General features: G+C 74.5%; 13 protein-coding genes. 5 read left to right on the top strand and 8 right to left on the bottom strand.

The genetic code is table 11. From position 1 onward, the window contains the following. Positions 1-63: 63 nt before the first annotated feature. Together coaD and rsmD are read right to left on the bottom strand one after the other, a co-directional pair. A complete protein-coding gene (gene coaD, locus ACIBPB_RS19615) occupies positions 64-540 on the bottom strand; it encodes a pantetheine-phosphate adenylyltransferase (RefSeq protein WP_357326256.1) in 477 nt (158 codons plus the stop codon). Next, a complete protein-coding gene (gene rsmD / locus ACIBPB_RS19610; RefSeq protein WP_396840989.1) occupies positions 537-1,100 on the bottom strand; it encodes a 16S rRNA (guanine(966)-N(2))-methyltransferase RsmD in 564 nt (187 codons plus the stop codon). The genes coaD and rsmD overlap by 4 nt, the downstream gene beginning before the upstream one ends. A 254-nt stretch (positions 1,101-1,354) precedes the next feature. Here rsmD and ACIBPB_RS19605 point away from each other — a divergent pair, with 254 nt between their 5' ends. Further along, on the top strand, positions 1,355-2,500 hold the full coding sequence (locus ACIBPB_RS19605) for a cell wall anchor protein (protein ID WP_396840988.1): 1,146 nt from the start codon (positions 1,355-1,357) through the stop codon (positions 2,498-2,500). Between the two features lie 172 nt (positions 2,501-2,672). On the opposite strand, the gene ACIBPB_RS19600 is transcribed toward ACIBPB_RS19605, so the two are convergent. The 3 genes from ACIBPB_RS19600 to ACIBPB_RS19590 all read right to left on the bottom strand — a co-directional run bounded on the left by ACIBPB_RS19600 (position 2,673) and on the right by ACIBPB_RS19590 (position 7,600). Further along, a complete protein-coding gene (locus ACIBPB_RS19600; RefSeq protein WP_396840987.1) occupies positions 2,673-3,614 on the bottom strand; it encodes a serine hydrolase domain-containing protein in 942 nt (313 codons plus the stop codon). A 165-nt stretch (positions 3,615-3,779) separates the two neighbouring features. Next, positions 3,780-5,981 (bottom strand): ATP-dependent DNA helicase RecG, encoded by a 2,202-nt coding sequence (recG, locus tag ACIBPB_RS19595; RefSeq protein WP_396840986.1) that lies wholly within the window; start codon positions 5,979-5,981, stop codon positions 3,780-3,782. Continuing rightward, complete coding sequence (locus ACIBPB_RS19590; protein ID WP_396840985.1) at positions 5,978-7,600, bottom strand: DAK2 domain-containing protein; 1,623 nt, start codon at positions 7,598-7,600, stop codon at positions 5,978-5,980. Before ACIBPB_RS19590 ends, recG begins: the two co-directional genes overlap by 4 nt. Before the next feature lie 194 nt (positions 7,601-7,794). On the opposite strand from ACIBPB_RS19590, the gene rpmB reads away from it, so the two are divergent. Further along, positions 7,795-7,986: a 50S ribosomal protein L28 gene (gene rpmB / locus ACIBPB_RS19585; RefSeq protein WP_091671657.1), complete on the top strand. Its 192-nt coding sequence runs from the start codon at positions 7,795-7,797 to the stop codon at positions 7,984-7,986. Between the two features lie 115 nt (positions 7,987-8,101). On the opposite strand, the gene ACIBPB_RS19580 is transcribed toward rpmB, so the two are convergent. Both ACIBPB_RS19580 and ACIBPB_RS19575 read right to left on the bottom strand, forming a co-directional pair. After that, positions 8,102-8,569, bottom strand: coding sequence for a GNAT family N-acetyltransferase (locus ACIBPB_RS19580; protein ID WP_396840984.1), 468 nt, complete (start codon positions 8,567-8,569; stop codon positions 8,102-8,104). Positions 8,570-8,632: 63 nt separating this feature from the next. Beyond that, positions 8,633-9,580 carry a thiamine-phosphate kinase gene (locus ACIBPB_RS19575; RefSeq protein ID WP_396840983.1) on the bottom strand — a complete coding sequence of 316 codons (948 nt, stop codon included), beginning with the start codon at positions 9,578-9,580 and terminating at the stop codon, positions 8,633-8,635. A 162-nt stretch (positions 9,581-9,742) separates the two neighbouring features. Here ACIBPB_RS19575 and ACIBPB_RS19570 point away from each other — a divergent pair, with 162 nt between their 5' ends. Both ACIBPB_RS19570 and ACIBPB_RS19565 read left to right on the top strand, forming a co-directional pair. Then, on the top strand, positions 9,743-9,976 hold the full coding sequence (locus tag ACIBPB_RS19570; RefSeq protein ID WP_013284547.1) for an Lrp/AsnC ligand binding domain-containing protein: 234 nt from the start codon (positions 9,743-9,745) through the stop codon (positions 9,974-9,976). Then, a complete protein-coding gene (locus tag ACIBPB_RS19565) occupies positions 9,977-10,672 on the top strand; it encodes a DUF3515 family protein (RefSeq protein WP_396840982.1) in 696 nt (231 codons plus the stop codon). A gap of 60 nt (positions 10,673-10,732) precedes the next feature. On the opposite strand, the gene ACIBPB_RS19560 is transcribed toward ACIBPB_RS19565, so the two are convergent. After that, positions 10,733-11,833, bottom strand: a complete 1,101-nt coding sequence (locus ACIBPB_RS19560; protein ID WP_396840981.1) for a D-alanine--D-alanine ligase family protein — start codon at positions 11,831-11,833, stop codon at positions 10,733-10,735. A 328-nt stretch (positions 11,834-12,161) separates the two neighbouring features. Here ACIBPB_RS19560 and ACIBPB_RS19555 point away from each other — a divergent pair, with 328 nt between their 5' ends. Further along, on the top strand, positions 12,162-13,397 hold the full coding sequence (locus tag ACIBPB_RS19555; RefSeq protein WP_396840980.1) for an AAA family ATPase: 1,236 nt from the start codon (positions 12,162-12,164) through the stop codon (positions 13,395-13,397). Positions 13,398-13,523 lie beyond the last annotated feature (126 nt).

Raw genomic sequence — 13,523 nt, 5'->3', positions numbered from 1 at the left:
GCGCCCGGCTGCACCCCCGACCGGCGCGTCGCCCCCACGCCCGGCCCTCCGGCCCGGGACGGGTCAGCGGCGCAGGCGGGCGACCAGCTCCTCGCGGACCACGTCCGGGACGTGCGCGGAGATGTCGCCGCCCCACTTGGCCACGTCCTTGACCAGGCTGGAAGAGAGGAAGGAGTAGAGCGGGTTGGTGGGCATGAAGAGCGTCTCCACGCCGGCCAGGCCGATGTTCATCTGGGCCATCTGCAGCTCGTAGTCGAAGTCGCTGACCGCCCGCAGGCCCTTGATCAGGACGCTCGCCTGCTGGGCCCGGCAGAAGTCCACCAGCAGGCCGCGGAACGACTCGACCCGGACGTTGTCGTACGAGCCGGTCACCTCGCGGAGCATGTCGATCCGCTCCTCGACGGTGAACAGCCCCTGCTTCGACTGGTTGACCAGCACGCCGACGATCACCTCGTCGAACAGCCGGCTGGCCCGACCGATGATGTCGAGGTGTCCGTTGGTGACCGGGTCGAAGGAGCCCGGGCAGACCGCACGTCTCATGATCGGCGACCGTACCAAAGGGTGGTTTCGCCGTAACGGCGACTGCGCTCGCCAGTGACGCCCTGCACCCACTCGACCGGCCCGGTCCGGCTGGACCGCTCCACCACCACCAGCGCGTCGGCCGCCAGCCAGCCGCCGTCGACCAGCGCGGCCAGCAGCCCGCTGATCTCCTCGTCGGGTACGGCGTAGGGCGGGTCGGCGAAGACCACGTCGTACGGGTCGCCGTCCGGGCCGGCGGCGAGCACCGTGGCCACCTTGCCGGTGACCAGGCGGGCGGCCTGGGCGGCCCGCAGCGCCGCGATGTTCTCCCGGATCACCCGGGCCGCCCGGGCGTCGGACTCGACCAGCAGCACGTGCGCAGCGCCCCGGGACAGCGCCTCCAGCCCGACCGCCCCGGAGCCGGCGTACAGATCGGCGAAGCGGGCCCCGTCGAGGTCCAACTCGGCCTGCACGGCACTGAACAGCGCCTCGCGGACCCGGTCCGAGGTGGGCCGGGTGCCCGCGCCGGGGGGCGCGGCGATCCGCCGCCCGCCGTACGTGCCGGCCACGATCCGGGTCACCGGGTGCTCCTGCGCATGCCCAGACGCTAACCCACGACAAGACCGGCGAACGCGACACGGTAGGTACCGCAGGACGCATCGATCGGTGACCGAGGGTACATCAATGATCTCAGATTCATAACAGACCCTCGTCGGACCGCCCATCGACGTAACGCATTACGTACAAACCTCGCTAGGGTCTGCCCGGTGTCGGCCGGGGCGCGAGTCTCCGATCCGCCTGCCGCACCCTCCGATCCCCCTCATCAGGAGTAGACGTGAACCGTCTGAACCTCCGGCGCGCCGCGGCCCTCGCCGCCGGCGCGCTGATCGGCCTCGCCGGCGTAGCCATCGCCGCCAGCCCGGCCAGCGCCCACCACAGCGAGATCAAGGTCACCGCCGAATGTGACACTGCCGCCGGCGAGTGGGTCACCACGTGGACCGTGCGCACCTACGCGCCCGCCGGCGTGTCCTCCTACCGGCTCATCAAGGCGGAGGCCTCGTCCCTGACCGGCGAGGCAGCCGCACCGCTCGCCGTCGCCGGCATCGCGACCACCCCGGACGGCGCCGACCCGCAGTACCCGCACAAGGTGTCGGACGCCCTGGTCGGCACCGCCCGCCTCGCCGGCACCGCCACGGAGGCGTCGCTCACCGTGCAGGCCGAGTGGGACAACACCTTCCGGGAGCGGGACGCCAAGAGCGCCTCGATCAAGTTCAGCGAGAGCTGCGACAAGGTGGTCACCCCGCCGCCGGCCCAGGCCAACCCGACCGCCACCGTGACCTCCGACTGCGCCGGTGAGGTGACGGTCAAGCTGGACAACGCGGCCGAGGCCACCAAGGACGCCGCCTTCACCGTCACCGGCACCGACGGTTTCCGCGAGACCGCCGAGGTCGCGCCGGGCAAGTCCGCCACGGTCACCGTGCCGGCCAAGAACGCCGGCAAGATCAAGGTCACCGAGGCCGGGCAGGAGCAGCCGCTCTTCAACGACAAGCCCGCCGAGGCGAAGGACTGCGTCGAGCCGGGTGAGCCGAGCGGCAGCTACCAGTCCACCTGCGACGAGCTGGTCTTCCAGATCGAGAACCCGAAGGACGGCAAGACCGTCGAGATCACCTTCACGCCGAACAAGGGCGAGGCGCAGAAGCTGGTCGTGCAGCCGGGTGAGACCAAGACCGTGAAGTTCAAGGCCTTCGAGGGCCTCAAGGTGACCCCGACGGCCGACGGCCTGGACGACTCCGAGCCGATCGCCTGGGAGAAGCCGAAGGACTGCACCCCGGGTGGGGGCGGCGGCCAGACCGACGGCCCGACCCTGCCGGTCACCGGTCCGCAGGCCGGTGCCATCGCGGGCGGAGCGGTCCTGCTCCTCGCTGCCGGTGCGGTGCTGTTCGTGATCGCCCGCCGTCGTCGGGTCCGCTTCACCGCCTGATCCACCCCGGATCGCCGGAGGGCGCGTCGACCAGCCGGTCGGCGCGCCCTCGCCGTTCGTGACCCGCTGCAGCACCCGGACGTGGCGGGATCCGCGTCCCCCGTCCCGCCACCGCGCCGCATCCGGCAGGTCCCGCGCTCGACGAATCACCCTGTCGCGGAACCGGCCTGGATCACGCGGCCGGGTCGGTGCCGAGCATCGACAGGACCGCGACCGGGTCCACCTCGGCCTGGTTGGTCAGCAGCACCAGCCGTTGGTCGGAGTCGGGCAGCCAGGCGGCGAACGCCTTGTAGCCGCCGTTGTCCCCGGAGTGGTGGACGGCCCGTCGACCGGCCAGCGAGCCGACGAAGAACCCGTAGCCGTACGCCTCACCGGCCCGAACCGTGGGCACCTGCGGCGCGGTCATCGCCGCCACCGAGGCCGGGGTGAGCAATCGGCCCCGACGCGGCACGTCGAGCCAGGTGAGCAGGTCCGCGCCGGTGCACCAGACGTCACCGGCGCCCATGCTCACGGTCGCCAGGTCCCACGACGGCACCGGCCGGCCACGCTCGTGCCCGACCGCCACGTCCGGCCGCCCGTCGCCCGGGCCGGCGAAGCTGCCCGCCATCCCCAACGGCGCGAAGACCTCCTCGGCGAGGAACTCCGGGTACGACCGGCCGGCGGCCCGCTCGACGGCCCGGGCCAGCAGCACGTAGCCGGGGCTGCTGTAGTGCCACCCCGCCCCGGGCCGGAACAGTGGCGGCACGGCGGCGAACGCGGCGAGCAGGGCGTCCGGGTCGGCCGGCTCGACCAGGTCCACCGCCGGGTACTCCGGCCAGTGGCCCAGACCCGAGCTGTGGGTGAGCAGGTGGTGCAACGTGATGCCGGACCAGGCCGGCGGCGGGTCGGGCAGCCACCGCACCACCGGATCGGTCAGGCGCAGCACGCCCCGCTCGGCGAGCAGCAGCACCGCCACGGCCGCCATCTGCTTGCTGATCGAGGCGATCTGGAACCGGGTGGCCCGGCCGCAGGGCGCACCGGTGGCCTCGTCCGCCACCCCGGTGACCTCGTCCACCAGCAGCTCGTCGCCCCGGGCCAGCAGGAGTACGCCACGATCGAGGGAAAACGTCGACATCTGCCGGAGCCTAGGCGCTGGTCGCCGCCGGTGGGGGCCGGCGAGTTGGTCAGCCGCACCAGGCCGAGAGCGCGGCGGGGTCCCCGCTCGGCCACACCGCCGGCTCGCCGGACCGGGGTGCGCCAGCCGGCGCCGCCACCTCGCCGAACCGGCGCGGGCGGACGGTCAGCCCTTCTCCAGGTACTCCGCGCGTTCCTCGTCGACCAGCGCGGCCACCGAGGCGGCGAGCGCCGGGTGCCGCTCCAACTCCGGGTCCTCCTCGACCAGGGCGATCGCCTCGGCGCGGGCGTCCCGGATCAGCTCGGTGTCCCGCAGCAGCGACAGCAGCCGCAGGTGGGAGCGGCGCCCCGACTGGGTGGCGCCCAGCACGTCACCCTCCCGGCGCTGCTCCAGATCCAGCTCGGCCAGCTTGAAACCGTCCGTGGTGGACGCCACCGCGTCGAGACGTTCCCGGGCGGACGAGCCCTCCATCGCCTCGGTGACCAGCAGGCAGAGCCCGGCGGCGGAGCCCCGGCCCACCCGGCCGCGCAGCTGGTGCAGCTGGGATACGCCGAACCGGTCGGCGTCCAACACGATCATCATGGTGGCGTTGGGCACGTTGACGCCCACCTCGACCACCGTGGTGGCCACCAGCACGTCCAGGTCCCCGGCGGCGAAGGCGCGCATCACCGCGTCCTTCTCGTCGGCCGGCAGCCGCCCGTGCAGCACCCCGATCCGCAGCCCGTGCAGCGGCCCCTCGGCGAGCAGCGGTGCCACCTCGGTCACCGCCAGCGGCGGGCGCCGCCCGTTGTCGTCCTCGCGCGGGGGCTCCTCGTCGGAGACCGGCCCTTCCCCGATCCGCGGGCAGACCACGTACGCCTGGTGGCCCTTGCCGACCTCCTCGCGCAGCCGGCGCCAGGCCCGGTCCAGGAAGGCCGGCTTGTCCGCCGCCGGCACCACGTGCGAGGCGATCGGCGAACGCCCCTGCGGAAGCTGGGACAGCGTGGAGGTCTCCAGGTCGCCGTAGACGGTCATGGCGACCGTGCGCGGGATCGGCGTCGCGGTCATCACCAGCACGTGCGGCGGCTGGTCGGCCTTGGCGCGCAGCGCGTCGCGCTGCTCGACGCCGAACCGGTGCTGCTCGTCGACCACCACCAGGCCCAGGTCCTGGAAGTCGACGCCCTCGTAGAGCAGGGCGTGGGTGCCGAGCACGATGCCGGCCCGCCCCTCGGCCACCTCGGCGAGCGCCCGCCGCCGGGCCGCCGCACCGAGCGAGCCGGTGACCAGTTCCACCCGGGTGGCGTCGTCGGCGGCGCCCAGCTCGCCGGCCTGCGCCAGCGGGCCCAGCAGCTCGACGATGCCCCGGTGGTGCTGGGCGGCGAGCACCTCGGTCGGGGCGAGCAGGGCCGCCTGCCCGCCGGCGTCGACCACCTGGAGCATGGCCCGCAGCGCCACCAGGGTCTTGCCGGAGCCGACCTCGCCCTGCAGCAGCCGGTGCATCGGGTGCGCGGTGGCCAGGTCCGCGGCGATCTCCCGGCCGACGACCTGCTGCCCCGAGGTCAGCTCGTACGGCAGCCGGGCGTCGAACGCGTCCAGCAGGCCACCGGGCCGCGCCGGCCGGGCCTTCGCCGGCCAGGCCGCCGCCCGGTGCTTGCGCTGCACCAGGGTGAGCTGCACGGCGAACGCCTCGTCCCACTTGAGCCGCCGCCGGGCCCGGTAGAGCGCCTCCTTGCTGGACGGCCGGTGGATCTCGCGCAGCGCGGTGCCGATGTCGGCCAGGTTGCGGGTGGCCCGGACGGTCGCCGGCAGCGGATCCTCCGGCGGGGCGAAGGTGTCCAGCACCACCCGCACACAGCGGGCGATCACCCAGGTCGGCACGGCCGCCGCGGCCGGGTAGACCGGGATCAGCGCGCCGGCGAACTCCTCGACCTCCTCGTTGGCCGCCGCCTCGCCGTCGCCGCCCTCGCCGAGCAGCACGTACTCCGGGCCGTTGAGCTGGCGCTTGCCCCGGAACTCGGTGACCTTGCCGGCGAACAGCCCCCACCGGCCGGGGCGCAGCTCCCGCTCCCGCCAGGCCTGGTTGCCGAAGAAGGTGAGGGTGAGCACCCCGCCCGAGCCGTCGCCGACGGTCACCTCCAGCAGGTTGCCCCGGCGCTGGCGCATCGGCCGCACCGCGGTGCGCTGCACCTGGGCCAGCACGGTCACCTGCTCCCCCACGTCCAGCGAGCGGATGTCGGTGTGCTCGCCGCGCTCGTCGTACCGGCGGGGGAAGTGGTAGATCAGGTCGCCGGCGGTGTGCAGGTCGAGGTGGCTGGCCAGGGCCTTGGCGGTACGCTCCCCGACCAGTTTCTTCAGCGGCGTGTCCACCGTGCTCGGCTCGCTCGTCATTCGACCCCCAGCAGGAGCGGGTAGTGCGGTTGGCCGCCCTCGTACGCCTGCACCTCGACGAACGGCCAGGAGCGTTCGACGTGCTCGCGCACCCGGTCGGCCAGCCCTGCCGGGGCGTCCGCCCCGCAGAGCAGGGTGACCAGCTCACCGCCGCCGCCGAGCATCCGGTCGACCACCGCGGTGCAGGTGTCCAGCAGATCCTGCCCGATCAGGTGCACCTCCCCCTCGACCAGGGCCAGCACGTCGCCGGGCCGGCACGGGCCGGCCACGGTGAGGGCCTCCTTGCTGGCGTGGCAGACCTCGGCGTACCGGCAGGCGCCGGCCGCCTCGGCCATGGCGATGACGTCGTCCTCGAAGCGCCGCTGCGGGTCGCGGACGGCCAGCGCGGCCAGGGCCTGCACGGGCGAGCGGGTCGGCACCACGCTCACCTTCACCCCGAGCCCGTGCGCCTCCCGCGCGGCCGCGCTCGCCACCGACTGGGTGTTCGGGTCGTTGGGCAGCACCACCACCCGGGCCGCCCCGGTGGCCCGTACCGCGTCGAGCAGCTCACCGGTGGACGGGTTGGCCGGCACCACGACGGCCCCCTCCCTGGCGAAGAGCTCGGCGATGCCGGCACCGGTGGCCACCACCACGGCCGCCCGGCCGTCGGGCCGCCATGCCGCCTGGGCGGCGGCCGGGGCCGGCTGGTCGGCGAAACGGGTCACGGTGATCCGGTGCGGCCGGCCGGCCACCACCCCCGCCTCGATCGCCGCGCCGACGTCGTTGACGTGCACGTGCACGTTCCAGGTGCCGCCGCCCGGGCCGCCGTCCCCGACGATCACCAGGGAGTCACCGAGCGCGTCCAGCTCGGCGCGGAGCCGGCCCACCGCCGCGTCCGTGGCGTCGAGCAGATACTGCACCTCGTAGGCGTACTCCGGGGAGCCGGTCTCGCGCACGGCGGCGGCCAGCGGGCGGACCGCCGGCGACGGCACGGCCGGCGGCCGGGGGCTCTCCCCGGTCACCACCTCGACCAGCGCGTCCAGCAGCAGGCAGAGACCCCGCCCGCCGGCGTCCACCACGCCGGCGCGGGCCAGCGCCGGCAACTGCTCAGGGGTACGCGCCAGCGCGGTCGCCGCCGCCTCCGACGCGGCCCGGCACACCGCGCGCAGGTCGTCGCTGTCCGCCTGTTCGGCGGCGCGCGCCGCGGCGGCCACCACGCTGAGCAGGGTGCCCTCGACCGGCTGGGCGACCGCGGCGTACGCGGCGGTCGCCGCGCCGGACAGCGCGGCGGCGAGCTGACGGCCGCGGACCGCGGGCGCGGCGGCCAGCGTGTCGGCCAGGCCGCGCAGGATCTGCGACAGAATCACCCCGGAGTTGCCGCGGGCGCCGAGCAGCGCGCCCCGGGCCATCAGCCGCAGCGCGTGTCCGTGCGGGGTGTGCCCGTCCTCGGGGAGGGTGCCCAGGTCCATGGCGAGGGCCTGCTGGGCGGAGGTGAGAGTGAGCACCAGATTGGTGCCCGTGTCGCCGTCCGGGACCGGGTAGACGTTCAGATCGTCGATCTCGCCCTGGTGGCGCTGGAGGGCGGCCAGCCCGCTCGCGCACCACCGGCGCACCGCGGCCGCGTCGAGGGTGTCCAGCACGTCGGGAAGCCTACTGGCGCGGACCGACACCCGCCGGGGTCGCCCGGCGTGTCCGGCCGCCGGGTCGGATCAGCGTGCCGGCCGGGCCGGTCGGGCCGGTTGGGCGGACCGGCGGGTCATCGGGTAACCTGACGAGGTTGCCCGGGCTGCGCCTGGCGGCGACCTCATGAACGTATCAATCCCAGGAGTATCCCGTGGCTAGCGTGTGCGACGTCTGTGGCAAGGGGCCGGGCTTCGGCCACAACGTGCCCTGGTCCAAGAAGAAGACCAACCGCCGCTGGAACCCGAACATCCAGTCGGTGCGTACCCCGGCTGGTGGCGGCAACACCAAGAAGTTGCAGGTCTGCACCTCGTGCATCAAGGCCGGCAAGGTCACCCGCGCCTGACGCGGTAGCACCACCCACACTCGTCGGATGCCGGCGGACCCATTGGGTCCGCCGGCTTCTGCCGTCTCCCCATCTCACGCCGTGCGGGCGGAGCCCATGATCATGGCGCGGGGGTTCAGAGGACGCGGCCGAACGAGAGGCAGCCGGGTTCGTTGCGGTAGAAGCCGAAGTTCGGGATCGGCTCGTAGCCGGCCGCGGTGTACAGGGCGATCGCCTCGGGCTGCCGGTCGCCGCACTCCAGGATGATCCGCTTGCGGCCCTGCTCCCGCGCCGACCGCTCGACCGCGGCCAGCACCGAGCGCGCCACGCCCCGGCCGCGGGCCGCCGGCGCGGTGTACATCCGCTTCAGTTCGGCGTTCTCGCCGTCGTCGCCGTGGCTGCGCCAGCCGCCGCACCCCACCGGCTGCCCGTCGAGGTAGGCCACCAGGAAGGTGCCCGCCGGGGGCTCGAACTCCGCCGCGTCGACCGGCGTCTCGTCGCCGCTGCCGCCGTACCGCTGGCCCAGGTCGGCCAGGGCCGCCCGGATCAACGCCTGCGACTCGGCGGCGTCGAAGCGCCGCACCCGGATCTCGATCTCACTCACGCCTGAAGGGTACGACCGGGTCCGGCCCGGCCCGGGGCCCGCCAGCCCCAGGTCGGACGCAGATCACTCCGCCCGGCGGAAGTGGTCCCAGCCGCCCGGTCCGGAGTGGGCCGCCCCGTCCACGGTCACCCCGGCGCCCTCGGCCACCCGCCCGATCGGCCGCCAGCCCGCCGGCAGCGTCGCCGTCGCCGGGAACGTCGCCGCCAGGGCGTGGTCGTCGCCGCCGGCCAGGATCCAGGAGTACGGGTCGACGCCGAGCGCCTGGGCGGCGTCCCGCATCTGCCGGGGCACCTCGAACGCGTCCCGGGTCAGGTCGATCGCCACCCCGCTGGCGGTGGCGACGTGTCCCAGGTCGGCCAGCAGCCCGTCCGAGACGTCGATCATGGCGGTGGCGCCGGCGCGGGCGGCCTCCGGGCCGGCCGGGTAGGGCACCTCGGGGCGACGGAACGCCTCGACGAGCAGCCGGGGCGTCCGGAACCCCCGGGACAGCACGGTGAAGCCGGCCGCCGCCCAGCCGGTCCGTCCGGCCAGCGCCACCACGTCGCCCGGGCGGGCTCCGGAGCGGACCACCGGTGGTCGGCCGCCCAGGTCGCCCAGGGCGGTCACCGCGATGGTCAGGGTGGGGCTGGCGGACATGTCGCCGCCGACCACGCTCGCGCCGACCAGGGCCGCCTCGGCGGCGAGCCCGTCGGCCAGTTCCTCCGCCCAGGCGGGGTCCAGCTCGGCCGGCATGCAGAGCGCCACCAGCAGCGCGGTCGGGGTGGCACCCATGGCCGCGATGTCGGCCAGGTTGGCGGCGGCCGCCCGATGCCCAACGTCCCGGGCCCCGGACCAGTCCCGCCGGAAGTGCCGCCCCTCGACCAGCACGTCGGTGGAGGCCGCCACCCGCCCGTCCGGGGTGGCGACCACCGCGGCGTCGTCCCCGGGGCCGAGCAGGCAGCTCTCCCCGTACGTCAGCCGGGCGGTGACCCGGTCGATCAGCCCGAACTCTCCGACACCCGCGACTGTCATGCCGTCCTCTCGTCGCGCTCGCACGATCCGCAGTACCCCCACCACCACTCGGCGTGTGCTCGCTCACCGCGTCCGGACGGCGACCGATAGGGATCACGCCTGTTCCGTACGGTAGTTTCACCCTTCGGGCCGCCCCAGGCGGCGACGGACGGAGGTCGAGTCGTGGTACAGGCGTACATCCTCATCCAAACCGAGGTCGGCCGGGCGCGTGACGTGGCCGGACTGATCGCGGACCTTGCCGGCGTGGTGCGGGTCGACGCCGTCACCGGGCCGTACGACGTGGTCGTGCTCACCGAGGCGAACACCGTCGACGAGCTCGGCAAACTCATCGTCAGCAAGGTGCAGATGGTGCCCGGCATCACCCGCACCCTCACGTGTTCGGTGGTGCGCCTGTAAGTGGACGAGATCGGTAACTCCCCCACCCGCGACGACTCCCCGGCACCGGAGGAGCCGCGCCGCGACGCGACGCAGGAGGCCCCGCGCCGCGACCGCGCCACCCGCCGTGCCGCCCTCTGGGCCACGCTGGTCGCCGTGCCGGTCACCCTGGCGGTGGCCGGGTTCACCTTCGCCAAGCTCGCCCCGGACGAGCCGGCCGCCCCGACGGCCTCGCCGAGCGCCGTCCGCTCGCAGTCGAGCACCCCGGTCCAGCTGCCGGCACCGGACCTGGCCGAACGGCCCGCGACGGTCTGCCGTGCCCTGGTGTCCCAGCTTCCGCCGACGGTCCGGGACCTGAGCCAGCGGCCGGTCGCCGCCGGCGCCGAGCAGAACGTCGCGTACGGCGATCCGGCGCTGACCGTGGCCTGCGGCGGCACCCCGCCGCTCAAGCCCTGCCCGTCCCCCACCGCCGGTAGCGCCCTGCCCGCCGGTTGTTTCCCGAACACCGACGAGGTGTGGGGGGTCAACCGGGTCTGCTGGCACCCGATCGAGCAGGCCGACGGGACCGTGCTGACCACCGTCGACCGGGAGGTCCCGGTCCAGGTCCGGGTCCCGAAGGAGTACGGCCCGGCCTTGCAGTGGGTGGGGGCCATCTCCGACGTGATCGTGGCCACGGTGCCGTCCGCGAAGACCGCGCCCGCCGGCTGTACGGCCTGACGCCCGCCCGCCCGCCGGCCGCGGCGCGAGTCCGCGGCCGGCGGGCGGCCGCGGCGGAGGTCAGCGGCCGGCGCGGCGCAGGGCGGTACGGATCAGGCGGTTCACCAGCTTCGGGTACTCCAGCCCGCTCGCCGCCCACATCCGCGGGAACATCGAGGTCGGGGTGAAGCCCGGCATGGTGTTGATCTCGTTGAGGTAGACGTCCAGCTCCGGGGTGACGAAGAAGTCGACCCGGGCCAGGCCGGAGCAGTCCAGCGCGGTGAAGGCCCGGGTGGCGTACTCCTGCACCTGGCGGGTGACCCGCTCCGGCAGGTTCGCCGGCACGTCGTACTCGCAGACCTCGTCGGCGAAGAGGTACTTGGCCTCGAAGTCGTACCAGTCGCGGTCGCCGATCATCCGCACCTCGGCCAGCACCGACGCCTCGGGCGCGCCGCCGGCCTCGCCCTCCAGCACGCCGCACTCGATCTCGCGGCCGACGACCGCGCCCTCGACGAGCACCTTGGTGTCGATCTCGCGGGCGGTGGCCACCGCCGCGTCGAGCTGGGACCAGTCGTCGACCTTGGTGATGCCGAAGGAGGAGCCGGCGCGGGAGGGCTTGACGAAGACGGGCAGGCCGAGCCGCTGCTTGTCCTCCTCGGTGAGGGTCATCCCGTTGCGCAGCACCACGTACGGGCCGACCGGGATGCCCTCGGCGGCGCAGAGCTTCTTGGTGAACTCCTTGTCCATGGCGGCGGCCGAGGCGAAGACGTTCGCCCCCACGTACGGGATGTCGGCCATCTCGAGCATCCCCTGGATGGTGCCGTCCTCGCCGTACGCGCCGTGCAGCACCGGGAAGACGACGTCGACGTCGGCCAGCGCCCGGGGGCCCTGCGCCGGGTCGAGCACCAGCAGCCCACCGACCGCCGGGTCGGCGCGCAGCACCAGTTCGGCGCCGGAGCCGGCGGTGATCTCCGGCAGCTTCCGGTCGGTTATCGCGAGCTGCGTCGGGTCGGCGCTGGCCAGCACCCACTGTCCCTGTCGGGTGATGCCGACCGGCACCACCTCGAACTCGTCCGGGTCGAGGGCACCCAGCACGCTGCCCGCGCTGACGCAGGAGATGCCGTGCTCGGGGCTGCGCCCGCCGAAGACGATCGCCACGCGGGTCTTGCCTGGGGTGGTCACTGAAGGTCACCTCATCGTTCGCGACTGCGGCTGGCCGTGCTCGCCGGTGGCGCTCACCCGGTTGACCCTACTGTGCGTGGCGAGCAAGGGCAGCCGATACCCGGCAGCGGGCGGGCGCGACGCGCAATCGGTCAACCGGGCGAATACGGTGAGTAACGACGCGGTGGGGATCGGTCCGGCCCGACCCGGCTGGGCGCACCACCGCTCCGGTCCGCCCACCCAGGGTAGCGACGACGGATCCCGGACGCGCCCAGGCCGGCAGGCGGCGGCGGATCCGGGGCCGGAGGGTGAGCGGGCCGCGCCGGGCGGGCACTACGCTGCTCGTCCTATGAGCGCCGATCCCCTCATCGACAGCCTGCTGGCCGCCCTCGACGCCCGCCCCGACGACCTGCCGCTGCGGCTGCACCTGGCCGGGCTGCTCATCGACGCCGGCCGGGGCGCGGAGGCGATCGCGCAGGCCGGCCAGGCGCTCGCCCGGGACCCGGGCAACGCCCAGGCGCAGGCGGTCATGCAGCGGGCGCTCGGCGTACCCGCCGCCGAGCCGGTGGCCCCGCTGGCGCAGCGCGCGGTCCCGGCGGGCGACGACCCGCTGGCGGCGTACGAGCAGGAGCTGGCCGACGTGGTGCCGCCGCGCTTCGCCCGGGCCGGCGACGAGCGGGAGCCGGTCCAGGGCGACGACGACCGGGTGTACGACGTGGAGTCCCCGCCGGTCCGGCTGGCCGACGTGGGCGGCATGGCGGCGGTGAAGGAACGCCTGGAGCTGGCCTTCCTGGGCCCGCTGCGCAACCCGGAGCTGCGCCGGATGTACGGCAAGAGCCTGCGCGGCGGGTTGATGCTCTACGGCCCGCCCGGCTGCGGCAAGACCTTCCTCGCCCGGGCGGTGGCCGGCGAGATGGGGGCGAAGTTCGTCTCGCTGTCGATCGTGGACGTGCTGGACATGTGGATCGGCAACTCGGAGCGGAACCTGCACGAGCTCTTCGAGGCGGCCCGGCGCAGCGCGCCCTGCGTGCTCTTCCTGGACGAGATCGACGCGCTGGGGCACAAGCGCTCGCAGGTCTCGTCGAGTTCGATGCGGACCCTGGGCAACCAGTTGCTGGCCGAGCTGGACGGCATGGAGGGCGACAACGAGGGCGTCTTCGTGCTGGCCGCGACGAACACCCCCTGGGACGTCGACCCGGCGCTGCGCCGGCCGGGGCGGCTCGACCGGGTGGTGCTGGTGCTGCCGCCGGACGCCGAGGCCCGGGCCGCGATCCTGGAGTACCACCTGCGGGAGCGGCCGATCGCCAACATCGACCTGCGCCGGCTGGTCGCCGCGACGGAGGACTACTCCGGCGCCGATCTGGCCCACCTCTGCGAGACGGCGGCCGAGTTCGCGATGGCCGACTCGGTACGCGCCGGCGTGGTCCGGATGATCGAGCAGCGGGACCTGGAGCGGGCGCTGTCGGAGGTCCGCCCGTCGACCCGTCCCTGGCTGTCGACGGCCCGCAACGTGGCCATGTTCGCCAACGAGGGCGGCGTCTACGACGACCTGGTCGCCTATCTGAAGCGGCGCAAGCTGCTGTAGGGCCGGGGGGGGGGGGGGGGGGGGGGGGCCCCCCCCCCCCCGGCCCCCGGGGGGGGCCGCCCGGGGGGGGGGGGGGGGGGGGGGGGCCGAGGGCACCGCACGGCGCCGGCGCGCGCCCCCCACCCA

Origin of the sequence: Micromonospora sp. NPDC049836 (genome assembly GCF_044465125.1) — a bacterium.
In the GTDB taxonomy this organism is placed as follows: Bacteria; Actinomycetota; Actinomycetes; order Mycobacteriales; family Micromonosporaceae; genus Micromonospora.
Note: the sequence above shows the minus strand (reverse complement) of the source record. Positions and strands in the feature narration are given on the sequence as shown.